This window comes from Bacteroides sp. OF03-11BH (assembly GCF_003604005.1).
Lineage (GTDB): Bacteria > Bacteroidota > Bacteroidia > Bacteroidales > Bacteroidaceae > Bacteroides > Bacteroides ovatus.
This window is the reverse complement of record NZ_QTMW01000022.1, coordinates 1-24,952: the sequence shown is the minus strand read 5'-3', so window position 1 is coordinate 24,952 and position 24,952 is coordinate 1. Positions and strand designations below refer to the sequence as shown.

Below are 24,952 nucleotides of genomic sequence, written 5' to 3'. Positions count from 1 at the left end.
AACTAATAATGAATAATCATGAGAAATATAGATTCTATCATAGTACATTGTTCGGCTACGAAAGCCGGACAGGATTTTACTGCCACAGATATTGACCGTTGGCACCGGGAACGTGGGTTCAACGGTATCGGGTATCACTATGTGATCCGTTTGGATGGGAAATTGGAAAAGGGGCGGGATGTCGCTTTGGCCGGTGCTCATTGTAAGGGTTGGAATGAGCGAAGTGTCGGGATATGTTATATCGGCGGATTGGATGAGAACGGGCGTCCGGCAGATACCCGGACGAATGCTCAAAAACGGGTACTTTATCAGATTATTATCGATTTGCAGCGGGAATATAATATTCTCCAAGTGTTGGGACATCGGGATACTTCACCGGATTTGAATGGTGACGGAGTGATTGAACCTTATGAATATGTGAAGGCTTGTCCCTGTTTTGATGTGAAGGAGTTTTTGAGGAGTGGGAGGGAATTACTGTTTGTGTTGTTGGTGGCTTTGGTTGTGCCTGTATTGCTGTCGGGATGTAGGAGTAAGAAAGAGGTGATAAACAGGGAGAGTGAAGTTAGGGTTGATTCAAGTTTAAATAGTAGTTCCGGGAAAAGTCTTGTTAAAAATAAGGTTGCTTCAGAAAAGGATTCGGAGGTGGTGGAGGAGCATATCGAGCAGGTGTTGTTTGTATTTCCTGTGGATACGCTTAGATTGAAGGCTGGGATGGTGGTGAAGACTGTGGTGGATAGGAAAAATGTTAATGAGAAACAACTGCTTCAAGAAGTAGATTTACAGTCTGTGAGCTTGTCGGATATGAGTGCTAAGAAGGAGATTTCTAAAACGGGAGTTGAGAAAACTACTAATAGGACAACCGGAGGTTGGTATTGGTACGGAATTATTTTGCTGGTTCTGGTTATTGTGTGTTGGATTTGCAAAGTGAAGAGGAAGTGAGATGGTGCTAGTCTGGTACAGAGCTAGTTTTGATGAAAAATGGAGTCATGGTAGTGATGTCTGTGAAACTGTGTACTTTTTTGTGGAGTTTGTATGTGTATTCCCATGGAAATGCGTATCTTTGAATAATCAAAATAGAGAAAAAATCATGGACGGGATATTACGTAAACTTCCTATTGGAATACAGACTTTTGCAGAGATTCGTGAAGAAAATTATCTCTATGTAGATAAGACTGCTTTTGTGTGGCGAATAGCTAACACAGGTAAACCTTATTTTTTGAGCCGCCCTCGCCGTTTCGGCAAGAGTCTTCTTCTTTCTACTTTTGAAGCTTATTTCGAAGGTAAGAAAGAATTATTTGAAGGGTTGGCCATAGCTGATATGGAAAAGGAATGGAAGACATATCCGCTATTTCATTTGGATTTAAACGCGGAAAAATATGATTCTCCCCAGGCTTTAGTCGAAATTCTTAGCAGGCAGTTGACGCAATGGGAACTGAAATATGGCAAAGGGGAGGATGAGGAAACTCTCTCCGGACGTTTTGCGGGTGTAATTCGCCGAGCCTGTGAACAGTCTGGTCGTGGAGTCGTAGTCTTGGTGGATGAATATGATAAACCTTTGTTGCAGGCATTGGGTGATGACGCTTTGCTTGATGACTATCGTAAGACATTGAAGGCCTTCTATGGTGTACTGAAAAGTTCTGACCGTTATCTTCGTTTTGTTTTCCTTACCGGTGTGACTAAGTTTGCGCAAGTCAGTGTGTTCAGTGATTTGAATCAACTGAATGATATCAGTATGAAGCCGCAGTATGCCACGATTTGTGGTATTACACGACAAGAATTGGAGGATACTTTTACTCCTGAACTGAATCGATTGGCAGAAACAAATGAACTGACTTGTGAAGAAACATTAAATAAGATGACGGCTTTATATGACGGTTATCATTTTTGTGAGTTTGCGGAAGGAGTATTCAATCCATTCAGTGTGCTTAACGTTTTTGACGGGTATAAGTTTAGTAATTATTGGTTCCAAACCGGTACTCCTACTTTTTTAGTCGAACTGCTTAAAAAGAGTGAGTATGATTTGCGTACGTTGATTGATGGGGTAGAAGCCAATGCTTCTTCGTTTATGGAATATAGGGTAGATGCTAATAATCCGATTCCGTTGATTTATCAGAGTGGCTATTTGACTATAAAGGGGTATGACAAGCGTTTTGGAAACTACCTGCTGAAATTTCCCAATGATGAAGTACGATATGGATTTATGGATTTTTTGGTTCCTTATTACACATCAGTGGTAGATGATGAACGGGGCTTTTATCTTGGTAAATTTGTACGTGAATTGGAGAGTGGTGATGTTGATGCTTTTCTTACCCGCTTGCAGGCTTTCTTCGCAGATTTCCCTTATGAACTGAATGAAAAGACCGAACGACATTATCAGGTTGTATTTTATTTAGTTTTCAAACTGATGGGGCAATTTACCGGAGCAGAGGTTCGTAGTGCCCGCGGACGGGCGGATGCAGTGGTGAAAACTCCGAAGTATATTTATGTATTTGAATTTAAACTGAATGGTACTGCCGAACAGGCTTTGCAGCAGATTGATGAAAAAGGCTATCTGATACCTTATCAGGTAGACGGGCGTGAGTTGGTTAAAGTTGGAGTGGAGTTCAGTGCAGAAAAAAGGAATATAGACCGGTGGTTGTATTAGCTCGATAACCATGTTGTTAAAGGAGTTACGGAGCCGTTTGAGATTGTTCAAGCGGCTCTTGTTTTGCGGGTAGTTCTTCTTATCGTTTGTTTTAAATCCAAATCATAATCTCTATTTCTTTATCAGTTGTGATCTTTTCCTTTTTTCTGATTTCCGCTTTGAGAGGAAGTAAATAAGTATCAAGTTTGGTGTCAAACCAGATTGCGGTTTCCCATTGGGTATTGCCGATTTTGGCCGTCATCTTCAACCGTCCCCAGCCTTCCTCTAAGAATCCGAGATTCTCTCTTATTTCTTTGGACATCTCTTTCGGCAGGCAGGCTATGTGCCAACCGCCCGTTCCAACAGTCGATGAGTAGTTCCATACTTTTGCGGTAAACTCGTATTTCATTCCTTTATTTTTCATTGTACAAAAATAGGTAATAATAGGAGATTGGTTGTTCTTTTTCTCTCAATTAATTTTCGATGTTATATTCTATTACAGGAATCGACAACCGGGTGAAGAAACAGAATAAGTCAAAGTTAGCTTGTGCATAGCCCTTGTGGCTGCCACATAAAGCATACTTTTATCAATATTGGAATGATAGTTCTTATCATCTGTTTGCGGAATGATTACTTCGTCAAATTCCAGTCCTTTCGCCATATGGGCGGAAGTGATGATAATCCCTTTCACATAAGCAGAACTTTGATTTGATAAAAGTGAGATGTCGTTTGCATATATCTGGAACTTTTGAACAAGTTCTTTTGCTTGGGATTCTGTTTTGCAGATGATCCCTAATGAGGTATAATGGGAGTTCCTGAAGGAGTTTACTAAATCCGCAATACCTTGGATTTCCTCTTCTGTATTTTTGAATGGAAGAATCTTGGGGTGTTCCCCATGTCTTATAATCGGTTCTAATTCATTGTTCGGTTGAATTTTTTGTGCAAAACTGGTGATCTCAAAAGTAGAACGATAGCTTTTGCAAAGTTTCATTATTTCTCCTGTTGCAAATGCTTTCTGAATCATATTGGCAGTGGAAGAACCATAAGGATTGACGGATTGGGAAGTGTCTCCAAGAATTGTTTTTCGACACGGATAAAGTTTTTGAATCACTTTGTATTGTATGGGAGAATAGTCTTGCATTTCGTCTATCAGAAGGTGTTTGACGTAAGATTGGGCATTGTTCCCATTTAAAGCGATATGCAGATAAGCCAAAGGAGCTAAATCCGCATATTCCAGTATGCGGTTTTTTCGTGTTTTGAACATCTCCGGTCTTCCGATCCATTCAAAAAAGTTTTTATAGATTTGGAGATCGTTATTGCCCGCGAACATCTTTTTTATCTCTTTCTTTAGTTGGTTTTTCTCCGGAGTACTAACTGTGAGATTATATTGTAGTTGCATCATTTCCAGAATGTAACCTGTCATAGTCTCAAATCGTTGACGTATGGGATAGCGGTGGAATCGTTTGAACTGTTCGTTAATAAATTCGGCAGGAATGGTGATGTATTTGGTGAGTTTTACGTCTGTTGCTTTGAAATAGTTGTTTTCCATGTAAAGGATGAATTTGTCAAGTAGTGATATAAACTCGAAGGAGGCTTTGTATTGAATCCGTTCGATAAAGTCGGGTGTCGGGTTTTCTAATAGTTCCGTCACTTGGTCGAAGAAATTCTGGTGTTTATATTTGTTGTCAATTACGTCCGACAGAATTTGCTCCATGCTGGTTTCGGGAACGGTCTCTTCGCCAAGTTCCGGAAGTACATTAGAAATGTAATCGGCAAATACTTTATTGGGGGAGATGATTAATATGTCTTTGGAAGAAATCTGTCCTTTCTGTGCATAAAGCAGGTAGGCAATACGATGGAGCGCGATAGAGGTTTTTCCTGAACCGGCAACACCTTGTATAATAAGTACAGAAGCGTTTTCATTGCGGATGATCTGATTCTGTTCCCTCTGAATTGTCGTGACGATATTTTTCATTTTATTGTCGGCATTGGAACATAGTTCTTTTTGCAGAATATCGTCATGAACAGTTACGGAACTTTCAATCATATACTCCATTTTTCCTTTGCGAATACGATATTGGCGTTTGAGTGAGATCGCTCCGTTAATTTTGCCTGCCGGAGAGGAGTAGAACGCCTCGCCTAATTCATGATCGTAGAACATGCTTGAAATAGGAGCTCGCCAATCGTAAATCAGATTCTTTTTTTGATTGAGGTCATAGAAAGTATGTATTCCTATATAGATCGGACTAACTTGGCTTTTGTCTTTCTTTTCCTGAAAGTCGATTCGTCCGAAATAGGGGATATCCAGTATTTTGCTTAGTCGCCTGCGTTTGTCAATTACATTTTCACCTAATACAAAATGATTTAATATGCTTTCGCGCATGGAACGGATTTCGTGGGGATCGATATCTTTGTTCGACCATAGATAATCCTTGTACTCCTGCAGGGTGTCTATATGCTCTTTGACGGAAGTACTGGTAGTGTTAATCGTATCATGGATAGTGGTTATGACTTGCTGTAAATACTCTTTTTCCTGTTTCTCTGTTTGATTGAATATCATAATCTCTTTTTAGTTGTATGGTGAAGAATTGAATTTGCGGACAAAGTTAGCTCAACCCATTAAGGGATTAAATAGTTATTTATAGCTATATATGTATCCTTTTTCCTATTTTTGCATACTTACTTAATAAGGAAAAAGATGAATATTCTTGAATTGGCAAAACGTAACCAGCAGAAAGCTTGGGAGATTATAGAGGATACCCGTATTGTTCGGATATGGGAGGGGATTGGTGCCAAAGTGAATCTGGTAGGTTCGTTGCGTACAGGATTATTGATGAAACATCGGGATATTGATTTTCACATTTACACTTCTCCTTTGGATTTGTCTGCCAGCTTTCGGGCGATGGCTGAATTGGCGGAAAATACGTCCGTAAAGAGGATTGAATATACGAATTTATTACATACAGCAGAAGCGTGTATAGAGTGGCATGCATGGTATCAGGATATGGAAGGAGAACTCTGGCAAATGGATATGATTCATATCCAAGAAGGCTCTCGTTATGATGGCTATTTTGAAAGGGTGGCCGAACGCATTTCTGCGGTATTGACAGATGAAATGAGACTGGCTATCCTGAAATTGAAATACGAAACGCCTGATACGGAAAAAATTATGGGAGTGGAGTATTATCAAGCTGTGATTCAGGATGGTGTACGTAGTTATCCGGAATTTGAGGAATGGAGAAGATTGCACCCGGTGGTGGGTGTGGTGGAATGGATGCCTTAGACAGACTGGTAGCTTCAGGAAAAGGTGTATGGGTTAATTAACTTAGTAGTCCGGTTTCCTGTCCCAAGCGAATGGCTTCGATGGAATTTTGCACACCTAATTTGCGTAACAGGTTCTGCCGGTGAATATTGACAGTGTGAATACTGATACATAGCTTGTCTGCAATCTCTTTACTTAACAACCCTTTTTGAATAAGCCGTAATATCTCTATTTCCCGATTAGTGAGGTTGAGCGAAGAAGGCATTAGCAAAGAGGAAGGAGAGAAGAATTCCCCGTTCTTCAGATTTAGGACAGTGCAGTCTACTGTTTCGGAATGTTTTTGGTCGGGTGAAATATCCATATTGCCTATTACGAGCCATGCTTTGCCGTTACGGTCTTGTTCCAAAACTTGATGTCGGCTAGTGACACGTATATATTGCTGCTTGGCATTGAGTATACGGAAACTGTAAATGTTGGAATAGTCGTTTCGCTGTTCGAGAGGCAGACTGTAAATGAACTGGCTTAACGTGACCTGTAATGCTGCCAGTTGCGCACGGTCGTCCGGATGAATACGTGATTCTAAATAATCTCCCTGCTTTTCCAAAGTTTCTATCTTGTGACTGTCATACCCCAGTAAATCAACGAAATTCGAGGATGCATACGTGTAATTGCATTTGTAGACATCGACAACAAATGTGCAGTTGTGACAGATTTTTGAAAGTTGGTGAAGTATGGATTTATCCCGTTCCCACACAGCGTAATCAATATCGGTAGCAGACAAGCATTGCTTGGCCCACATTTCTTCTCGGGTGATATCGTTTGATTTATTCATGACGAATGTTTCTGGGTACTGATAGTTTGTTTTGAGAAATCATTTATTTACCAATCAATTTCTTCTATTCCCTTACTATGCAAGAAAGCATTGGCTTTGCTGAAGTGCTTGCAACCGAAGAAACCATATTCGGCAGAGCGGGGAGAGGGATGAACAGTGGTTAGTACCAGATGTTTGTTGCTATCTATCAAAGATAATTTCTCTTTCGCATAACTTCCCCAAAGCATAAATATCAAATTCTCCCGTTTTTCACTTAGTTTCCTGATAACTGCGTCTGTGAAGATTTTCCAGCCCATATTTCGGTGAGAACCGGTTTCGTGCGCACGTACAGTAAGAACAGAGTTTAGCGGGAATACACCTTGAGCTACCCAACGATCCAAATTACCGGAAGTTGGAATTGGCTTTCCCAAATCTTGGTGTATTTCTTTGAAGATGTTGCTTAGTGAACCAGGGATAGCTACTCCATCAGGTACAGAAAAACAGACTCCATAATATTGTCCGGGATTGGGATAAGGGTCCTGTCCAAGGATAACTACTTTTACTTTTTCGAAGGGACAGGAATTGAATATATGAAAAATCTGATGTCCAAGAGGGAGGACGTGTGCCCGTTTATATTCATCTTTGACGAATGTAACCAACTTTTCGAAGTATGGTTTGTCAAATTCTTCTTGTAATTGTTGTTTCCAACTTGGTTCTATTCTGACATCCATAAAGTGGGACTTGATAATTTATGTAATGGCAAAAGTAGATATATTACAAGAGAATATCAAGAATGAGAGGCAAAATTGTGTATCTCGCCGATTTAGGATGAATTGTGTGCTAATAAATGATAATTATCGTCTTTCTTCCGAAAAAGAACGGGTATAAATGTATTATTCTGATTTATTGTGTTACCTTTGTACCAAGAGTTTGAGTTACGAATCATTATCGTATAGTTCTTCTTTATAATATTTTATTAGCAAGCAGTCCTTGTCTTTAATTATCCTCCTCACTCCAAATTAGTATTTATTTTAATAAAATTTTAAATGAACATTTACATTTCAGGTTTAAGCTATGGCACTAATGATGCTGACTTAACAAATTTATTTGCAGAGTTTGGAGAAGTTTCTTCAGCTAAAGTAATTTTTGACAGAGAAACTGGTAGATCCAGAGGATTTGCTTTCGTAGAAATGCCGAATGATACAGAAGGACAAAAAGCAATTGACGAACTGAATGGAGTTGAATACGACCAGAAAGTTATTTCAGTAAGCGTGGCACGTCCTCGTACTGAAAGACCGTCTAACGGTGGTGGCCGTGGTGGTTATAATAACTCTAGAAGATATTAATATCCGAATAAAAGCAGAAGATATTATCTTCTGCTTTTATTTAATAAGTTATTTCCGTTTCATGATTCAACGGAGGAATCTTCTGATTGACACAGGGGAAGACAAAAAATCATATTACATTTAAGTTCTGCTAATTCTGGCTCTTTTTCTGTGCAATATCAGGAATATCTACTCCTGCACTTTCCATTCTGAAAATAGATTTATTAGACTTTTTTGTAATACACAATACTCTTGAAAAAGTCAGGAGTAAAGGTTTAATAAATTACACCCAACAAGGCAAATAGTCAATGACAGGGCCAATCTTGAGCGCTTGAATAAAGTGTGCTCACACTGTTTATCTTGTTCAATTGCTCTAAAGCAAAATAAAATATATGAAATCATTCTTTATAGGAAATATTGAGATAAAAACACCTGTAATACAAGGTGGAATGGGAGTAGGTATCTCGCTCTCGGGTTTGGCTTCGGCAGTAGCAAACGAAGGAGGAGTAGGCGTTATATCATGCGCAGGTTTAGGTTTGTTATACCCCAAAGGGAAAGGTACTTATCCTGAAAAATGTATTAACGGGCTGAAAGAGGAAATCCGGAAAGCACGTGCGAAAACAAAAGGTATTATTGGCGTAAACGTCATGGTTGCTTTATCGAATTATGCGGATATGGTGCGCACCGCAATCGAGGAAAAGATTGATGTGGTATTTTCCGGTGCCGGGCTTCCACTCGACCTGCCTTCATATCTGACTCCGGAGAGTACAACCAAGCTAGTGCCTATTGTATCTTCTTCACGAGCAGCCAAAATCATCTGCGATAAATGGCAGAAGAACTATAATTATCTGCCCGATGCAATCGTGGTGGAGGGGCCTAAAGCCGGTGGGCATTTAGGATTCAAAAAAGAACAATTACAGGATCAGCATTATGCTTTGGAAACTTTGATTCCGGAAGTGGTAATGATTGCATCCAGTTATAAAGAACAGAAACAGATTCCGGTGATTGCCGCCGGCGGCATTTCGACGGGGGAAGATATTGCACATTTTATGGAACTGGGAGCTGCAGGGGTACAAATGGGAAGTATATTTGTTACCACCCAGGAATGTGACGCGTCCGAGACGTTCAAGGAAGTATATATTCACTCCAAGTCCGAAGATGTTCTTATTATTGAAAGTCCTGTGGGAATGCCAGGACGAGCTATTGACGGGGAATTTATTCACAATGTGAATAGTGGACTGGAGAGGCCTAAGAGTTGCTCATTCCATTGTATCAAAACATGTGATTATACAAAAAGCCCTTATTGCATTATTAAGGCTTTATATAATGCAGCCAAAGGAAATATGAAAAAAGGCTATGCTTTTGCCGGTAGCAATGCTTTTCTCGCTGAAAAAATCAGTAGTGTAAAAGAAGTAATGAGTACACTAGAGCGCGAGTTTTTCTTGGCAACCCATAAACTGGCTTAACCTACGGGATTTTCATTCCCATGATGGAGTTTGTCAGTCCCTTTACAATATAAATTAATAGCTGTTTTGATACAGCAAAAATAACAATTATGACATTTAAAGAATTAAATATAACCGAACCGATTTTAAAAGCTATTGAAGAAAAAGGATATGCAGTGCCCACTCCCATTCAGGGAGAGGCAATTCCGGCTGCATTAGCAAAAAGAGATATATTAGGCTGTGCGCAAACGGGAACAGGTAAAACTGCTTCGTTTGCTATTCCCATTATACAACATTTGCAAATGAATAAAGAGGCAGCCAAGTGCCGGGGGATTAAAGCGTTGATTTTGACGCCCACCCGTGAGCTTGCCTTGCAAATAAGTGAATGCATTAATGATTATGCCAAATATACCCAAGTGCGGCATGGGGTTATTTTTGGCGGAGTAAATCAACGTCCTCAAGTTGACATGTTACACAAAGGAATTGATATCCTGGTTGCTACACCGGGACGTTTGCTTGACTTGATGAATCAGGGGCATATCCATCTGGATAAGATACAATATTTTGTACTTGATGAAGCAGACCGCATGCTTGATATGGGATTTATTCATGATATCAAGCGGATATTACCGAAACTTCCGAAAGAAAAACAGACTTTATTCTTCTCCGCTACAATGCCTGATACAATTATTTCTTTAACGAATTCTTTGTTGAAGAATCCTGTACGAATCAGCATAACTCCGAAATCATCGACTGTGGATGCTATTGAACAGATGGTTTATTTCGTAGAGAAAAAGGAAAAGAGTCTTTTACTGGTTTCGATTTTGCAAAAATCAGAAGATCAGTCGGTGTTGGTATTTTCACGTACGAAGCATAATGCTGATAAGATCGTAAAGATACTGGGCAAGGCGGGAATTGGTAGCCAGGCGATTCATGGAAATAAAAGTCAGGCAGCGCGGCAGTTGGCTTTGGGCAATTTCAAGTCGGGCAAAACACGTGTGATGGTGGCTACTGATATTGCAGCCAGAGGTATCGATATTAACGAACTTCCTTTAGTTATCAACTATGATCTTCCTGATGTGCCGGAAACGTATGTGCATCGTATCGGACGTACCGGAAGAGCCGGGAATACAGGGACAGCACTGACATTCTGCTCGCAGGAAGAGCGTAAACTCGTTAATGATATTCAGAAACTGACGGGTAAGAAGCTGAATAAAGCCAGTTATACTATTTGAAATCAACAAATAACAATCTCTTTAAAATTAATATAAAACTAAATATAAATTCTATGGCAAAATCCATGACAGTTGGTAAACGTGAAAATGAAAAGAAAAGACTCGCTAAACGAGAAGAAAAACTGAAAAAGAAAGAAAGCAAGAAATTATCGGGCAGCTCAAATAGCTTTGAGGATATGATTGCCTATGTAGATGAGAACGGAATGATAACTTCGACTCCTCCGACAGAGGATATAAAGAAGGAAGAAATTAATCCGGATGAAATAATTATAGCAACTCCTAAAAAGGAAGAAGAGGAGCCGACGATCTTGAGAGGACGGGTTGAGTTTTTTAATGAGTCAAGAGGATTTGGCTTTATTAAAGACCTTTCAGGTGTTGAGAAATACTTTTTTCATGTAAACAATGTCATTGGCAATATTGCAGAAAATAATATCGTAACATTTGACCTTGAGCGTGGAGTGAAAGGCATGAATGCGATCAATATCTCTTTGGAAAACAAATCTACATCGGAAGATTTAGCTCAATCTAAACCTGTATAGGGAAGTGTATATTCTGCTTGTGTGTAAAATAAAAAACAAAATAATTAGAGATATGAAAAAAGGTAATATAATGCGTGATGTTATTTCATCCAGTCAGTTTACTGAAAATGTTATTAAAGAGTATAAAAAGGGTTTGGGAGATATGGTATTGGTAGCAATAACTCCGCGGACTACCATTGAACTTCCTGCGCATTTGACTCAAGCAGAAATAGATGCTCGTGTGGAGATTTATAAAAAACTGCATAGTTCTAAAGTATAGGCGGTTGCAAATTGCAATACGAGGAATAAAAAAATCCCTTGAACTTCAAAAGTTCAAGGGATTTTTTTATTACCGAATCGTTAGTGGTGCCACCAGGAATCGAACCGGGGACACAAGGATTTTCAGTCCTTTGCTCTACCAACTGAGCTATGGCACCTCGTGCTTGTTCGGTCCGGTAATATCTCTTTTGCGGTTGCAAAGGTAGTGAAACTTTTGGATTCTGCAAGTCTTATGGAAATAAAAAACACTGATAAAAAGTTAGTCGGCTAATTATCAGTGTTGTATAAGATGAAAAATATTTCAGGTATGTGATGAAATCTATTATTTATCTTCTTTTAATGGATTCCATCCCTGTGCTTTTAGTTCGAATTCTTGTCCATCACGGGTAATCAATGCACAGCCAAGTTCAGGTTTGGTAATATGTCCGATGAGACGAACTCCTTCCATTTGTGAAATTTTCTCATGATCGGCGATGGAAACAGTAAAGAGTAGTTCATAATCTTCTCCACCATTCAAGGCACAAGTCGTAAGATTCATGTTAAACTCTTCGGCCATAACAGCTGTCTGATAATCGATTGGGATATGCTCCTCGTAAACGCGGCAACCAGCATTGCTTTGTTTGCAGATATGCATCAGTTCTGATGACAGGCCGTCAGAAATGTCCATCATAGAAGTAGGGATTATATTGGCGGCTGCCAATTTCTCAATGATATCTTTGCGCGCTTCCGGTTTCAATTGGCGTTCTAATAAATACTCTTTGCCGGAGAAATCCGGTTGGACATCTTTATCACCTTGCAATACGACTTTTTCACGTTCCAAGAGTTGTAAACCCATATAGGCTGCCCCCAAGTCGCCGCTGACGCAGATCAGGTCAGTGTCTTTGGCTCCATTACGGTAAACTACTTTATCCTTGTCGGCATCGCCAATACAGGTGATGCTGATAGCAAGGCCTGTCAAGGAAGAAGTGGTATCGCCTCCCACAATGTCGACATTATATTGCTGGCAAGCCAGACGGATACCGGAATAAAGTTCGTCCATATCTTCCACGCTGAAACGCTTGGAAAGACCAAGAGATACCGTAATCTGCCGGGGAGTACCGTTCATGGCATAAATATCGGAGAAATTAACTACTGCTGATTTATATCCCAAATGCTTCAAGGGAACATAAGTCAGGTCAAAATGCACACCTTCCATAAGCAGGTCGGTTGTTACCAGTACTTGCTTTTCTGAAGGGTAGGAGAGAACGGCGGCATCGTCGCCCACTCCATATTTGCTGGATTCGTTTTCCAGTTTGATTCCCTCGGTGAGGCGGTCAATCAGACCAAACTCACCGAGAGATGCTATTTCAGTTCTCATAAATCGGGATGATTGTTTAGGCACGGTTGATAAGTTCGCGCATGATCGTGGTCATTTTCGGTTGAGCAGCGTCAGCGGCTTTCTGAACTTCTTCGTGTGTTACTTCTACGATTTTTCCTTCTACTCCTAAGTCGGTAATGACGGAAATACCAAAAACTTTGATACCACAATGGTTGGCTACGATAACTTCCGGAACGGTAGACATACCAACCGCATCAGCACCAAGGATATGGAATAATTTATATTCGGCAGGAGTTTCGAAAGTAGGACCTTGCGTACCAATATACACTCCGTGTTGTACTTTAATTCCTTTTTCTTTGGCAATCTCGTCAGCCTTACTAATCAATTCCTTGCAGTATGCTTCGCTCATGTCCGGGAAGCGAGGTCCGTAAGGGATATTTTTTCCGCGAAGCGGATGTTCGGGGAAATAGTTGATATGGTCAGTGATAATCATCAGGTCACCGATTTCGAAATCTGCATTTGTACCGCCACTGGCATTGGATACAAACAAGGTTTTGATACCTAATTCACGCATGACACGTACAGGGAAAGTTACTTCTTTCATCGAATAACCCTCGTAATAGTGGAAGCGTCCCTGCATAGCCATGATATCCTTATTGCCTAGTTTGCCGAAAATCAGCTTACCGCTATGACCTTCGACGGTAGATACCGGGAAGTTGGGGATATCCGAATACTTTATTTCATACTTCTCGGTGATTTCGTTTGCCAAACTGCCAAGTCCGGTGCCTAGTATAATAGCAGTTTCCGGACTGGTATGCATCTTACCTTTCAGATAAGCTGCGGTTTCTTGTATTTTCTCTAACATAGTCAATAATATGTTGGTTAAATTTATCTTGTTGATTTTGTAATATTTCAATTTCAATAGGCAAGGCGTAGATAAATGGTTTCAATTCCTTGTCCAAAGCCGGATGGTTAATCAGGCGTGTTGCATCTTTTTCGGTGGTAATAATCAACCGGTGTTCTCCTTTCAGTTTATGAAACCGTTCTTTGATAAGCTGTATATCCCGATGAGTGAAATTGTGGTGATCGTCAAACGATAGTAAATCTATTTGTTTGGTACAGCCTTCCAGTCTTTCGAGAATGGGAGCAGGTGAGGCAATTCCCGTCATCAATAATATATCAGTGTTTGTCAGTGAGGACAAAGCAACCTCATGGTTTGTCGAAATTGCATTTGTGTCCGGAGACATGGTAGGGAACACTGGTTGCAGGTTACCATACCGGAACGATGAGAAGAATAACTGTTGATATGGATAAAGGTTCAGCCGTTTCGTGATAATGTTATAATCAATAGGCTTGATGTCTTGCGGGCATTTGGTGACAATAACGATTTGCGCCCGATTCTTGCCGCTAATTGGTTCACGAAGCCGTCCTGCGGGGAGCAAAGTGTCATCACAGAATAATCGGTGATAATCCGTTAACAGAATACTCAATCCCGGTTTGACGTATCGGTGCTGGAAAGCATCGTCCAATAGGATAACATCTATTGAAGGCTTTTGCAGTGCAAGCAACTTTTCTATGCCATGACAACGCTTTTCATCGACAGCTACTGTGACAGACGGGAATTTTTGATGCATCTGGTAAGGTTCGTCGCCAATGCTTCTTGCCGTACTTTCCGGAGTTGCCAATACATAACCTTTCGTGTGCCGTTTATATCCCCGGCTTAATACAGCTATCTTATATTGATTACAAAGAAACTTTATCAGATATTCAGTGTGTGGAGTTTTTCCTGTCCCTCCTACAGCGAGATTACCCACGCTGATGATAGGTATATCAAAACTCTTTGATTGAAGAACTTCCCAGTCAAAGAGTTTATTTCTCATCATTACCACTGCTCCGTAGAGCCAGGAGGCAGGGTAGAGCCACTTATGTATCTTGATAAAGTGTTCGTCCATGTATTACGGTTTATTTAATATTCAGTTCGAACGGAATACGTGCCTGAATCATGGATTGTTCTTGCAGATTTTTCAGTAAACCGAATTGCTGGTAGTACTCGCCTAATTTACTTTTCAGTAATTGTGATTCTACATAATTCGTCGGTTTCGTATCAAGCAGGGAAGACAGGAAATCTTGTTTCTCCGGATAAGAGACAACGGTATAGCCTTCGATACCGGCTTTTGCAACAGCGATATCCAGTGCCTTGTCAATGCCACCTAATTCGTCTACTAATCCCAGTTCTTTAGCAGTTTCCCCAGTCCATACACGGCCTTCGGCAATCTTCTCGATAGCTTCCTTCGTCATGTGACGTCCTTCGGCACAACGAGTTACAAAGGTATCATATCCTTCAGTTATCATCATTTGAAGCAATGATTTCTCATCCTCGTTAAACGGACGCATGATATTTCCGAAATCAGCGAATTTATTCGTTTTTACGACATCATAACTTAAACCGATTTTATCAGTCAATCCTTTCACATTAGGAATCATACCGAAGATTCCGATAGAACCGGTCAGGGTAGTAGGCTCTGCAACAATCGTATCGGCAACGCAAGAGATATAGTAACCTCCTGACGCGGCATAATCACCCATAGAGACAATGACCGGTTTCTTTGTTTTCAGCTCTTTTACAGCATGCCAGATTTGTTCCGAGGCGAAAGCACTTCCACCTGGAGAATTGACACGGAGTACAACAGCTTTCACATCATCATTATCTTTCAATTTGCGCAGGTCACGAATTACTTTCGAACCGACAATCCCATCTTCGGAAGTTGCAGAGCTCGGATAGTCTGTAATTTCACCGGATGCATAATAAACAGCTACGATATTACCGCTTTTATCTTTCGGCACATTTTTCCTTACGTTCATCATGTCGCCCAATCCTAATATAGGAAGATTATCATCTTCATTGATCTCAACCAATTTCTTAAGATAATTGCGCACATCATTGCGGTAAATCAATGTATCAGCCAATCCGCATTTTACACTCTCTTCTGCCGGATAGAACATGAGCATACGATCTGCATAAACATTCAGTGAGTCTACAGAAATATTACGTGAAGTAGATACCCCTTCCGTAACCTGCCCCCAGATAGAAGTGATAAATGTGGTAACCTGTTCGCGGTTGGCAGGACTCATTTCCGTAGCAATAAACGGCTCTACGGCAGATTTGTAAGTTCCCACCTTGAACACCTGCATCTCAACTCCTATTTTTTGCAGCAGATCTTTGTAGAACAGGGGAGCAGAGGCGATACCCCGCCATTCAATCATTCCTTTGGGATTGAGCAACACCTTATCGGCTGCACTGGAAAGATAATAAAGTCCCTGCGTATAGGAGTCTGCATAAGCAATAACGAATTTTCCACTTTCTTTGAAGTCGAGCAGTGCGTTGCGGATTTCCTGCAAAGAAGCATAGGAGGTGCCTAATGAGTTTGCCTGTAGATAAATCCCTTTAATATTTTCGTTTTCTTTAGCCTTCTGGATAGAAGAAAGAATATCGTCCAGTCCGTACGTGTTAGATCCGTCACCCAACAACTGTGATAAAATACCCAGCGGATCTTCTTGCGTACGTTCAACCAACGTTCCGTTTAAGTCGAGCATCATTACAGAATTCTTTTTTACGATTGTTTCCGTGTCCGAAGCAGACATGATGCCAAACAACGTTACCATGCTGATTATAAATAATACAATACTTGACAAAATGATACCTGTCACCGTGGCAAGTGTAAATTTCAAGAAATCTTTCATTATACTTATTGTTTTTTGCGCCAGCTTGTTATTAAGCTAACAAAGATAAATAATTGAGTTGATATTTATTCAATAAGTCGTACGAATTTTTGTTTTATCACAGCGAATCCATATAAATAGGAACTTCCTTCATTTAAGATTTAAGTATATTTGTCTGTATCAAATCCTTTTAAATGAGAAGAAATCTCTAATTTTGTGGCACAACTATTAATACATTGAATAATACTATCATGAAAAAACTCACATCTATCCTTTTATTGCTCTTGTTTGTATGGACGGTACAAGCGCAAACTGCTCGTGAAGAGATCCGTACAAACCGGTATTTATCCGCTAATAATTATTATGCATATCCCACGCCTACTGCCAAGCAGACAGCTGCTCCTAAGGGGTACGAACCTTTTTATATCAGCACATATATGCGTCATGGTTCACGGTATTTGATTGATCCGAATGATTATCGTTTCCCCAAGCAAACTTTATTAAAAGCCGACTCTTTAAACAAACTTACTGCAACAGGTAAAAACACACTGGATATTGTTTTGCGCATGGCTGATATGGCGGAAGGTCGTCTTGGTGAACTGACTTCGGTGGGAGCACGCCAACACAGAGGAATTGCAAAGCGTATGTATACTAATTTCCCACAGATATTTGCGGATGGAACAGAAGTGGATGCCCGTTCCACAGTTGTCATCCGGTGTATATTATCCATGACATCCGAATGCCTCCAATTGCAGGCGATGAATCCTAATCTATGTATCAAGAATGATGCAAGTTACCATGATATGTATTACATGAATCCTCCTGCTAAGGATTTGAGTAAAATAGCTAGTTCCGATAAAGTGAAAAAGGTTCAGAAAGATTTTGAGGCTACCCATGTACGTCCGGAACGGTTGATGAAAACATTGTTTACAGACGAAGCGTATGTAAAAGCAAACGTTGATGAAGCGCGCCTGATGAGACGTCTTTTTGATTTGGCTTGTAATATGCAGAGTCATGATACAGATATGCAGCTATATTCTCTTTTCACGGATGAAGAATGTTATGATCTATGGAGTTGTAACAACTTATATTGGTATCTGACACACGCTTGTTCTCCTGTAACGGATGGTTTGATGCCCTATCGGGAAGCCGACTTGTTGCGTAATATTTTAGATAGGGCAGATGCTGCTTTGAAAGAAGGTAAGAACCAGGCCACTTTAAGATTTGGTCATGAGTCTTGTCTGTTACCGTTAGTCGCTTTATTGGAACTGAATCATTATGGAGAATCTTACCCTGACGTAGAAAAGTTATCCGAACAATGGAGAGCGTATGATATTTTCCCGATGGCTAGTAACGTGCAATTCGTCTTTTTCCATAAAAAAGGAAGTAACGATGTATTGGTAAAAGTATTACTTAATGAAAAGGAAGCTAAACTACCGGTGAAAACAGACGTAGCTCCTTATTACCACTGGAAAGATGTAGAAAGCTACTATCGTGAAAAATTAGATAAATATCAGCATATATAATGCGACATTAACTTAACATTATTATATTTACCATGAGAAGAAAAACCCCTTTTATGGCTGCAACTCTGGCAGCAGGCTTGTTTTTTTATTCTTCTTGTACTCCGGCTGAAAAGACGGATACAAAAGATTATACTCAATACGTTAATACCTTTATCGGTGGCGCAGACAACGGGCATACATTTCCCGGCGCATGTTATCCTTTCGGTATGATACAGACCAGCCCTGTGACGGGTGCAGTCGGTTGGCGTTACTGTTCTGAATATGTTTATGAGGATTCTCTGGTTTGGGGATTTACACAGACACATTTGAATGGAACAGGCTGTATGGATTTAGGCGATATTCTGGTGATGCCGGTCACGGGTACACGTGTCCGTGCATGGGATGCTTATCGTAGTCATTTCCCTAAAGATAAAGAAGCGGCTACTCCGGGATATTACACCGCAGAGCTCTCTGATCCACAGGTAAAAGCGGAACTGACTGCCTCTATCCATGCTGCCCTTCACCGCTATACTTATCACAAGGCTGATTCTGCCTCTATATTGATTGACTTGCAACATGGTCCTGCATGGAGAGAAGAACAATATCATTCACAAGTTAATAGTTGTGAAGTGAACTGGGAAGATGCTCAAACACTGACAGGGCATGTCAATAACACGGTATGGGTCAATCAAGATTATTTCTTTGTGATGAAATTCAACCGTCCGGTAGTCGATTCACTTTATCTTCCGATGGGCGAAACAGAAAAAGGAAAACGCATCATAGCCTCTTTTGACATGCAGCCGGGAGACGAGCTGATGATGAAAGTGGCTCTTTCCACCACCAGCATAGACGGGGCTAAAAAGAATCTGGAAGCAGAAATTCCTGCCTGGGATTTTGAAGGAGTGAGAACTGCCGCCCACAATGAATGGAATAACTATTTGAGCCGTATTGAAATAGAGGGTACCGATGATGAAAAGACAAATTTCTATACTTGTTTCTACCACGCATTGATTCAGCCTAATCAAATTTCGGACGTAGACGGTATGTATCGTAATGCTGCCGACTCTATAGTAAAGGCTGGAACGGGTGCTTTCTATTCTACGTTCTCTTTGTGGGATACTTACCGTGCCGCTCATCCGTTTTATACATTAGTGATTCCCGAACGTGTGGACGGTTTTGTGAATTCTCTCATCGAACAGGGTGAAGTGCAAGGCTTCCTGCCTATTTGGGGATTGTGGGGAAAAGAGAATTTCTGTATGATTGGTAATCATGGCGTATCAGTCATTGCCGAGGCTTATCGCAAAGGATTCCGTGGCTTTGACGCTGAACGTGCTTTCAATATAATAAAGAAGACGCAGACTGTATCTCATCCGTTGAAGTCTGATTGGGAGGTTTATACGAAATATGGTTATTTCCCGACAGATCTGATAAAAGCAGAATCTGTATCTTCCACTTTAGAATCTGTATATGATGATTATGCTGCTGCCGATATGGCACGTCGTATGGGTAAAGAGGAAGATGCCGCTTACTTCGCGAAACGTGCTGACTATTATAAGAATCTTTTCGATCCGGAGACGAAGTTCATGCGTCCGCGCAAAGCTGACGGAACTTGGAAAGCTCCGTTTAACCCAAGTGCGTTGGCACATTCTGAAAGTGTCGGTGGAGATTATACAGAAGGAAATGCATGGCAATATACTTGGCATGTACAACATGATGTTCCAGGATTAATCCAGTTGTTTGGGGGAGAAAAACCTTTCTTGAATAAATTAGACTCATTGTTTACGGTTAAGCTAGAAGGTGAAAGTTTAGCAGATGTTACTGGATTAATCGGGCAATATGCTCATGGAAATGAGCCAAGCCATCATGTTACTTATTTGTATGCACTGGCTGGTCGTCCGGAACGTACACAGGAATTGGTTCGTGAAATATTTGATACTCAATACAAAAACAAACCCGACGGACTTTGCGGAAATGATGATTGCGGACAGATGTCTGCCTGGTATATGCTTAGTGCGATGGGATTTTATCCGGTAGATCCGGTAAGTGCGGAATATGTATTCGGTGCTCCACAGTTGCCGAAGATGACCTTGCATCTGGTCGATGGCAAGACTTTCACGATTATTGCGGAGAATTTGTCGAAAGAACATAAATATGTAGATAGTATTACATTGAATGGCGAACCATATACGAAGAAAACAATCTCGCATGAGGATATTGTAAAAGGAGGAACGCTGGTATACAAGATGAAGTAATAAATTCGTTTCTGTACTGTTATGGGACTAATGACTTTAATTAATAGTGGTTGGGATCATAACTTATAGTAGAGAAGAAAAAAAGATACTGCAAGAATAAATTGTACGACACCCGGGTCTCATGCTGCTTGACACCCGGGTGTCAGCATGTTCAACACCCGGGTGTCGGTGTGCATGAGACCCGGGTGTCGTACAACTTAATACTACCAAATGAAATTAATTTGAAGCCATACGATTAAGTTTGTACTAATACAAACTTATTTCCCTACAATCCTACTCACCTCTATACGCTGCTTTTCAAACTTCTCATTATTGCTGTTGCGGTTACTAACCTCTTTACAGCGAATAGGTGCACTCATTTCAAGCAAGCGCAAAATCTCATTTAAAGATTCACCTTCAAAAGTCGCTTTATAGGAATACTTTCCTAGTTCGGCGTCTTTCAGAATAAATTCCACGTTATAAGTCTGTCCCAAACGCTTGAATACATATTCCAGCGGGTCATCTCTAAAAATGAGTATTCCATCTTTCCATGAGCACCATTTATAAGTATTGGTCTTATTGACGTTATATAGAGCAGTGCCTAGATTATAGTCAATCTTCTCTCCCGGTGAAAGGGAAATCGTCTTTTTCTGGTCAAGAGTGACTGCGACCTTTCCTTTTACTAACGTCACTGCTGCTACATGATCCGGAGCGTATGCGTTCACATTGAATGCTGTGCCGGTAGCTTCTACAGTCAGTTGTTTGGTTTTTACGATGAAGGGATGCTCTTTATCGGATTCTACTTCAAAATAGGCTTCACCCTGCATCGAAACAACTCTTTGCTTATCATTGAATTGAGTCGGATACTTTAAAGAACTTCCGGCATTTAGCCAAACCTTAGAACCGTCAGGCAGATTAACTACCGACCAAGTGCCATAAGGAGTGAATAACTCCTGATAAGTCTCTGCAATTTGAGAAGCGGGTTTAAAATAAAGATAAGCAGATAATATCAGTAAAGGAAGAAGTAAGATAGCTGCCACTTGCTGCCAATAGTGTAGGAAGGACAACTTTGGACGAACGGAAACCGGCTGGTTTTGATGGAGAATCTTCTCCATTACTTTTCTGTGCGCATTGTCCACATCTATCTCTTCCGGATTAAAAGCCGGGTGACTGACTTCCCACATATTCTTTTGTGATAGAAAGCTTTTATAGTTTTCGGGAGTAGCCGATATCCAATCATCCAGTACCTTTATTTCTTCTGGTGTAGCCTCTTTCGAGAGATATCTGGAGATTATAATTTCTATGTCTAAATCTTTATTTATCATATGCATTTTACCTTATATATAATAGACGTTTCAGAAAGAAAATCCCACATTCATTAGTGGAAAAGAAATAAAAAAAGTAGTAAATAAAAATCTTTTAATAAGATGCGGAGCTGCTTCAATGCTTTGCTGATACGTACTTCTACCGTTCTGACAGAGATATTCAGGCGATTGGCTATTTCCTGATATTTAATGTTTTCTAATCGGCTCATCTCGAACACTTCTCTTTCTTGAGGAGGTAATTGTTCCAATGCATTTTTAAGTTGCCGGCATAAATCAGAATACAGTATGTAGTTTTCTGTCGTATCTATATCTATAGAATCCGATTTAAGTTCGTAAGCAATGTGCTCATCTATAATCCTGCGATGGCGTAATTCGTCCAGACAGTAATTCCTGACCGCTTTCAGTAAATATGATTTTAGTGAGTTCTCAATTACCAATGATTTCCGGTCATTCCATAGTTTGAGAAAGATATTTTGCACAATATCTTCACAGGTAGATTTCTCCGGAATGTAAGTACCGCCAAACAATACCAAATCTTTATAATAAATATGGAATAGTCGGGTAAAAGCCTGTTTATCATCCTGTTTTAGTGCTATTACCAGAAAACGATCGTCGGAAGTCTGTTGTTGGATATTCGGCATAGTATTGTAGTAAAGGTTCTATTGTTGGGGGTAAAAATAGAAAGATTATTTGGTATAAACGATAGTTTGAAGAAAAAATAATGCAGATGAAAAAATAATGCGATATCCAATGTGGCTTTTATTTTTAGAAACGTCTTATTGATAGAAACGAGAGAAAAACACATTTATTAACCTTTAAATAATACAAGCCATGAGAAAGACATAATCAGTGAATTCAGCTTCCGACAACTGATAAAAAAGGAAGGTCTGACTCACCTTCCTTTCCAAAGATTCAGTTATTCGTTAATCAACTTATTTGTAGAACCAATAACCAAACATGTAAAGGTATGAAACTTATTTCAATTAGAAAAATGAAAAAGAGAATTAATGTACCTGCGAGTGTAAAAATGGGGAGAATCTGTGCTATATGGTTGTTTTGTATAGCTTTGCAAGCTATCAGTATACCTATCCTGGCACAATCCGCCAAAATTACATTGCGACTGAAGAATGTGACTGTAGAGGAGGTCTTGACTAGTATCGAAAATCAGACAGAATATCGTTTTTTATACAACAAAGATATTGTTGATGTAAGCCGTATCGTAAGTATTTCTGTGAAAAATGAATTGATGACTCTGGTACTGGATAGACTTTTTAAAGGCGAAGGAGTATCTTATACGATTGAAAAACGTCAGATTGTATTAAACAAAGTTTCATCTCGGGCACAGGATAACAAACAGCCGGTCAAGGTGACAGGCAAAGTAGTGGATGAATCCGGCGAAGCTCTTCCGGGAGTGACTGTGATGATAGAAGGGGCTACTCAAGGAACTATTACCGGTATAGATGGCAATTACCAGTTGCAAGTTCCGGAAGGCTCGACACTGAAATTTACTTCAATAGGTTACACTACATATACGCAGAAAATTACCCGACCGATGACGTTGAATGTGACGATGAAAGAGGATTCGAAACAGTTGGATGAAGTTGTTGTGGTAGGGTATGGAACGACCACCCGTAAGAATCTGACAACTTCCATTGCAACGGTAAAAACGGAAAAAATATCGCGAGCCGCAACAAGTAATATGTCACAGATGTTGCTTGGGCGGGCTGCCGGACTGGAAGCTACGTTGACAAGCCCGCAACCGGGTGGAGCAGTTGACCTTTCAATTCGTGGGGCAGGTACTCCTATCTTTATAGTGGATGGCGTAATGATGCCTTCCACTTCTTTAGAGGTTGGAAACGGAAATCAGGTTATGCCCAACTCTATCAATCGTTCGGGATTGGCCGGACTTAATCCTGCCGATATTGAATCTATCGAAGTGTTAAAGGATGCATCTGCTTCCATTTATGGAATTGGTGCAGCCAATGGGGTCGTATTGATCACTACAAAGAAAGGTACTGAAACTCGTCCCCAAATCACTTATGAAGGAAATTATTCTATCGTGAAAAACTATCCGTATCTGGAACCTTTGAGTGGGGAAGAATATATGAATGTTGCCAACATTTTCAATAAAGAAAACTATTTATTTACGAACGGTATGTATCCTTACGGTGATAAACCTTTTGATAATAAATGGGTACCTCAATTCTCACCTCAACAGATAGCTGCCGCTCAAACAACAGACTGGCTGGATTGTGTATTAAAGGATGGTAGCATCAATAATCATAATATCACAATTACGGGTGGTTCTAAACTGCTGAAATATTATCTGTCCGGAAATTATTACAAACAGGAAGGTACGGTAGAAAACTCCGCTATGGAACGTTATGCTCTTCGGACAAACATATCTTCACAATTGCTTCCATTTCTTAAGTTGACAGCAATTGTCAATGTAAATGAAAATGAATATACAAATTCAACTTCCGGTGGCGGAGGTGGTGGAAATGGGTACGATGCCATACAATCAGCATTGACTTATCCTTCTTATTTACCGATCAGAGGTGAGGACGGAAAACCTACCTTATATTCAAATTACCCTAACCCAGCCGAAATGATAAAAGTGAGTGACCGGACTAAAACAAGCGGTTATTATCTAAACTTTGCTGCCGATGTGGATATAATCAAGGATATGTTGTCCTTCCGTTTGATGTATGGCATTAATAAGGAGAATGCTAATCGTAATCTGTATATTCCTTCTGATATATATTTTATGGACATGTATAAATCAAGAGGGCATTTGGGATATGTTGAACGTAGAAACCAAACTATGGAAGGCACGTTGACTTTCAAAAAGCAGTTTGGAGATTTGTTACGTGTCGATGCCGTAGTCGGTATGGGAAGGTATACGAACGATTCAAATGGTCTTGAACTTGACTACGAACAGATTAACGATCACATTGCAGCTGATAAGGTGGAAGCTGCGGAAGGCGCTTTCTACCCGACTTCTTTCAGAGCAGCCGATGAACGTCGTTCTCAATTTGCCAGGGCAAGTGTGGATGTGCTCGACAGATATGTAGTTGCCGCTACTATTCGCCGAGATGGAACGGATAAATTTTTCCCGGGAAAGAAATATGCCTATTTCCCTTCAGTATCATTGGCTTGGAAATTATCTAACGAGCCGTTTATGAAGCATATATCATGGATTGACCAGTTGAAGATTCGTGGTAGTTATGGACAGACAGGTAATGATAATCTGGGTAGTTCGCTTTATGGCACTTTCAGTCTGGCAGCCCAATATATCAAGTTCTCTAGTGCGCCCGTAAAGGTTGCATCGTAAATATCTCTTTGGCAAGAGATT

At 40.3% G+C, this 24,952-nt stretch carries 20 protein-coding genes, 1 tRNA gene and 1 pseudogene; 11 read left to right on the top strand and 11 right to left on the bottom strand.

What is annotated here, in order from left to right; all coding sequences use genetic code 11:
• Positions 1 to 18: 18 nt before the first annotated feature.
• Positions 19 to 939: an N-acetylmuramoyl-L-alanine amidase gene (locus DXA54_RS16410; RefSeq protein WP_008649885.1), complete on the top strand. Its 921-nt coding sequence runs from the start codon at positions 19 to 21 to the stop codon at positions 937 to 939.
• 148 nt (positions 940 to 1,087) lie between these two features.
• Positions 1,088 to 2,644, top strand: coding sequence for an ATP-binding protein (locus DXA54_RS16405; RefSeq protein WP_032852791.1), 1,557 nt, complete (start codon positions 1,088 to 1,090; stop codon positions 2,642 to 2,644).
• Positions 2,645 to 2,735: 91 nt separating this feature from the next.
• Here DXA54_RS16405 and DXA54_RS16400 read toward each other — a convergent pair whose 3' ends face one another.
• Together DXA54_RS16400 and DXA54_RS16395 are read right to left on the bottom strand one after the other, a co-directional pair.
• Positions 2,736 to 3,032 carry a DUF1905 domain-containing protein gene (locus DXA54_RS16400; RefSeq protein ID WP_008026284.1) on the bottom strand — a complete coding sequence of 99 codons (297 nt, stop codon included), beginning with the start codon at positions 3,030 to 3,032 and terminating at the stop codon, positions 2,736 to 2,738.
• Between the two features lie 87 nt (positions 3,033 to 3,119).
• Positions 3,120 to 5,183 (bottom strand): HelD family protein, encoded by a 2,064-nt coding sequence (locus DXA54_RS16395; RefSeq protein ID WP_008649890.1) that lies wholly within the window; start codon positions 5,181 to 5,183, stop codon positions 3,120 to 3,122.
• A gap of 138 nt (positions 5,184 to 5,321) precedes the next feature.
• Here DXA54_RS16395 and DXA54_RS16390 point away from each other — a divergent pair, with 138 nt between their 5' ends.
• Positions 5,322 to 5,906, top strand: coding sequence for a hypothetical protein (locus tag DXA54_RS16390; protein ID WP_008649892.1), 585 nt, complete (start codon positions 5,322 to 5,324; stop codon positions 5,904 to 5,906).
• Positions 5,907 to 5,943: 37 nt separating this feature from the next.
• Here the strand turns inward: DXA54_RS16390 and DXA54_RS16385 are convergent, their stop codons facing one another.
• On the bottom strand, positions 5,944 to 6,717 hold the full coding sequence (locus DXA54_RS16385; RefSeq protein WP_008649894.1) for a LuxR C-terminal-related transcriptional regulator: 774 nt from the start codon (positions 6,715 to 6,717) through the stop codon (positions 5,944 to 5,946).
• Between the two features lie 47 nt (positions 6,718 to 6,764).
• Positions 6,765 to 7,427, bottom strand: a complete 663-nt coding sequence (gene ung, locus DXA54_RS16380; protein ID WP_008649895.1) for a uracil-DNA glycosylase — start codon at positions 7,425 to 7,427, stop codon at positions 6,765 to 6,767.
• Between the two features lie 315 nt (positions 7,428 to 7,742).
• On the opposite strand from ung, the gene DXA54_RS16375 reads away from it, so the two are divergent.
• The 5 genes from DXA54_RS16375 to DXA54_RS16355 all read left to right on the top strand — a co-directional run bounded on the left by DXA54_RS16375 (position 7,743) and on the right by DXA54_RS16355 (position 11,499).
• Positions 7,743 to 8,042 (top strand): RNA recognition motif domain-containing protein, encoded by a 300-nt coding sequence (locus DXA54_RS16375; RefSeq protein WP_004296140.1) that lies wholly within the window; start codon positions 7,743 to 7,745, stop codon positions 8,040 to 8,042.
• 371 nt (positions 8,043 to 8,413) lie between these two features.
• Positions 8,414 to 9,487: an NAD(P)H-dependent flavin oxidoreductase gene (locus tag DXA54_RS16370; protein ID WP_008649897.1), complete on the top strand. Its 1,074-nt coding sequence runs from the start codon at positions 8,414 to 8,416 to the stop codon at positions 9,485 to 9,487.
• Between the two features lie 89 nt (positions 9,488 to 9,576).
• Complete coding sequence (locus DXA54_RS16365; protein WP_004296138.1) at positions 9,577 to 10,701, top strand: DEAD/DEAH box helicase; 1,125 nt, start codon at positions 9,577 to 9,579, stop codon at positions 10,699 to 10,701.
• A 53-nt stretch (positions 10,702 to 10,754) separates the two neighbouring features.
• The gene (locus DXA54_RS16360; RefSeq protein ID WP_004307024.1) at positions 10,755 to 11,240 is read left to right on the top strand and encodes a cold shock domain-containing protein; all 486 of its coding nucleotides are present in this window, start codon (positions 10,755 to 10,757) and stop codon (positions 11,238 to 11,240) included.
• 52 nt (positions 11,241 to 11,292) lie between these two features.
• Positions 11,293 to 11,499 carry a hypothetical protein gene (locus DXA54_RS16355; RefSeq protein WP_004307025.1) on the top strand — a complete coding sequence of 69 codons (207 nt, stop codon included), beginning with the start codon at positions 11,293 to 11,295 and terminating at the stop codon, positions 11,497 to 11,499.
• Between the two features lie 84 nt (positions 11,500 to 11,583).
• Here the strand turns inward: DXA54_RS16355 and DXA54_RS16350 are convergent.
• The 5 genes from DXA54_RS16350 to sppA all read right to left on the bottom strand — a co-directional run bounded on the left by DXA54_RS16350 (position 11,584) and on the right by sppA (position 16,557).
• Positions 11,584 to 11,656: transfer RNA gene (locus DXA54_RS16350), tRNA-Phe, on the bottom strand.
• A 164-nt stretch (positions 11,657 to 11,820) separates the two neighbouring features.
• Positions 11,821 to 12,855 carry a thiamine-phosphate kinase gene (gene thiL, locus DXA54_RS16345; RefSeq protein ID WP_008649899.1) on the bottom strand — a complete coding sequence of 345 codons (1,035 nt, stop codon included), beginning with the start codon at positions 12,853 to 12,855 and terminating at the stop codon, positions 11,821 to 11,823.
• A 16-nt stretch (positions 12,856 to 12,871) separates the two neighbouring features.
• Positions 12,872 to 13,681, bottom strand: a complete 810-nt coding sequence (locus tag DXA54_RS16340; RefSeq protein ID WP_004298940.1) for a purine-nucleoside phosphorylase — start codon at positions 13,679 to 13,681, stop codon at positions 12,872 to 12,874.
• A complete protein-coding gene (gene lpxK, locus DXA54_RS16335) occupies positions 13,638 to 14,768 on the bottom strand; it encodes a tetraacyldisaccharide 4'-kinase (protein ID WP_008649900.1) in 1,131 nt (376 codons plus the stop codon). The genes DXA54_RS16340 and lpxK overlap by 44 nt, the downstream gene beginning before the upstream one ends.
• Positions 14,769 to 14,778: 10 nt before the next feature.
• Positions 14,779 to 16,557, bottom strand: coding sequence for a signal peptide peptidase SppA (gene sppA / locus DXA54_RS16330; protein ID WP_008649902.1), 1,779 nt, complete (start codon positions 16,555 to 16,557; stop codon positions 14,779 to 14,781).
• Between the two features lie 230 nt (positions 16,558 to 16,787).
• Between sppA and DXA54_RS16325 the strand changes: the two genes are divergently transcribed.
• A complete protein-coding gene (locus DXA54_RS16325) occupies positions 16,788 to 18,062 on the top strand; it encodes a histidine-type phosphatase (protein ID WP_120080060.1) in 1,275 nt (424 codons plus the stop codon).
• Positions 18,063 to 18,094: 32 nt separating this feature from the next.
• Entirely contained in the window at positions 18,095 to 20,293 is a 2,199-nt protein-coding gene (locus tag DXA54_RS16320) for a GH92 family glycosyl hydrolase (RefSeq protein ID WP_165863262.1), read from the top strand.
• A gap of 257 nt (positions 20,294 to 20,550) precedes the next feature.
• On the opposite strand, the gene DXA54_RS16315 is transcribed toward DXA54_RS16320, so the two are convergent.
• A complete protein-coding gene (locus DXA54_RS16315) occupies positions 20,551 to 21,597 on the bottom strand; it encodes a FecR family protein (RefSeq protein WP_120080102.1) in 1,047 nt (348 codons plus the stop codon).
• A gap of 53 nt (positions 21,598 to 21,650) precedes the next feature.
• Positions 21,651 to 22,238: an RNA polymerase sigma-70 factor gene (locus DXA54_RS16310; RefSeq protein ID WP_004298951.1), complete on the bottom strand. Its 588-nt coding sequence runs from the start codon at positions 22,236 to 22,238 to the stop codon at positions 21,651 to 21,653.
• 326 nt (positions 22,239 to 22,564) lie between these two features.
• On the opposite strand from DXA54_RS16310, the pseudogene DXA54_RS16305 reads away from it, so the two are divergent.
• Positions 22,565 to 24,916: pseudogene (locus tag DXA54_RS16305) on the top strand (SusC/RagA family TonB-linked outer membrane protein); the annotation flags it as partial.
• Positions 24,917 to 24,952: the final 36 nt, after the last annotated feature.

Bases quoted from the DNA above. Each gene is read 5' to 3' on its own strand.
- DXA54_RS16325 (WP_120080060.1), top strand. From the start codon at position 16,788: ATGAAAAAACTCACATCTATCCTTTTATTGCTCTTGTTTGTATGGACG.
- DXA54_RS16315 (WP_120080102.1), bottom strand. From the start codon at position 21,597: ATGATAAATAAAGATTTAGACATAGAAATTATAATCTCCAGATATCTC.
- DXA54_RS16400 (WP_008026284.1), bottom strand. From the start codon at position 3,032: ATGAAATACGAGTTTACCGCAAAAGTATGGAACTACTCATCGACTGTT.
- DXA54_RS16340 (WP_004298940.1), bottom strand. From the start codon at position 13,681: ATGTTAGAGAAAATACAAGAAACCGCAGCTTATCTGAAAGGTAAGATG.
- DXA54_RS16375 (WP_004296140.1), top strand. From the start codon at position 7,743: ATGAACATTTACATTTCAGGTTTAAGCTATGGCACTAATGATGCTGAC.
- DXA54_RS16370 (WP_008649897.1), top strand. From the start codon at position 8,414: ATGAAATCATTCTTTATAGGAAATATTGAGATAAAAACACCTGTAATA.
- DXA54_RS16320 (WP_165863262.1), top strand. From the start codon at position 18,095: ATGAGAAGAAAAACCCCTTTTATGGCTGCAACTCTGGCAGCAGGCTTG.
- DXA54_RS16405 (WP_032852791.1), top strand. From the start codon at position 1,088: ATGGACGGGATATTACGTAAACTTCCTATTGGAATACAGACTTTTGCA.
- DXA54_RS16395 (WP_008649890.1), bottom strand. From the start codon at position 5,183: ATGATATTCAATCAAACAGAGAAACAGGAAAAAGAGTATTTACAGCAA.
- DXA54_RS16365 (WP_004296138.1), top strand. From the start codon at position 9,577: ATGACATTTAAAGAATTAAATATAACCGAACCGATTTTAAAAGCTATT.
- ung (WP_008649895.1), bottom strand. From the start codon at position 7,427: ATGGATGTCAGAATAGAACCAAGTTGGAAACAACAATTACAAGAAGAA.
- DXA54_RS16310 (WP_004298951.1), bottom strand. From the start codon at position 22,238: ATGCCGAATATCCAACAACAGACTTCCGACGATCGTTTTCTGGTAATA.
- DXA54_RS16360 (WP_004307024.1), top strand. From the start codon at position 10,755: ATGGCAAAATCCATGACAGTTGGTAAACGTGAAAATGAAAAGAAAAGA.
- thiL (WP_008649899.1), bottom strand. From the start codon at position 12,855: ATGAGAACTGAAATAGCATCTCTCGGTGAGTTTGGTCTGATTGACCGC.
- DXA54_RS16390 (WP_008649892.1), top strand. From the start codon at position 5,322: ATGAATATTCTTGAATTGGCAAAACGTAACCAGCAGAAAGCTTGGGAG.
- DXA54_RS16385 (WP_008649894.1), bottom strand. From the start codon at position 6,717: ATGAATAAATCAAACGATATCACCCGAGAAGAAATGTGGGCCAAGCAA.
- sppA (WP_008649902.1), bottom strand. From the start codon at position 16,557: ATGAAAGATTTCTTGAAATTTACACTTGCCACGGTGACAGGTATCATT.
- DXA54_RS16410 (WP_008649885.1), top strand. From the start codon at position 19: ATGAGAAATATAGATTCTATCATAGTACATTGTTCGGCTACGAAAGCC.
- DXA54_RS16355 (WP_004307025.1), top strand. From the start codon at position 11,293: ATGAAAAAAGGTAATATAATGCGTGATGTTATTTCATCCAGTCAGTTT.
- lpxK (WP_008649900.1), bottom strand. From the start codon at position 14,768: ATGGACGAACACTTTATCAAGATACATAAGTGGCTCTACCCTGCCTCC.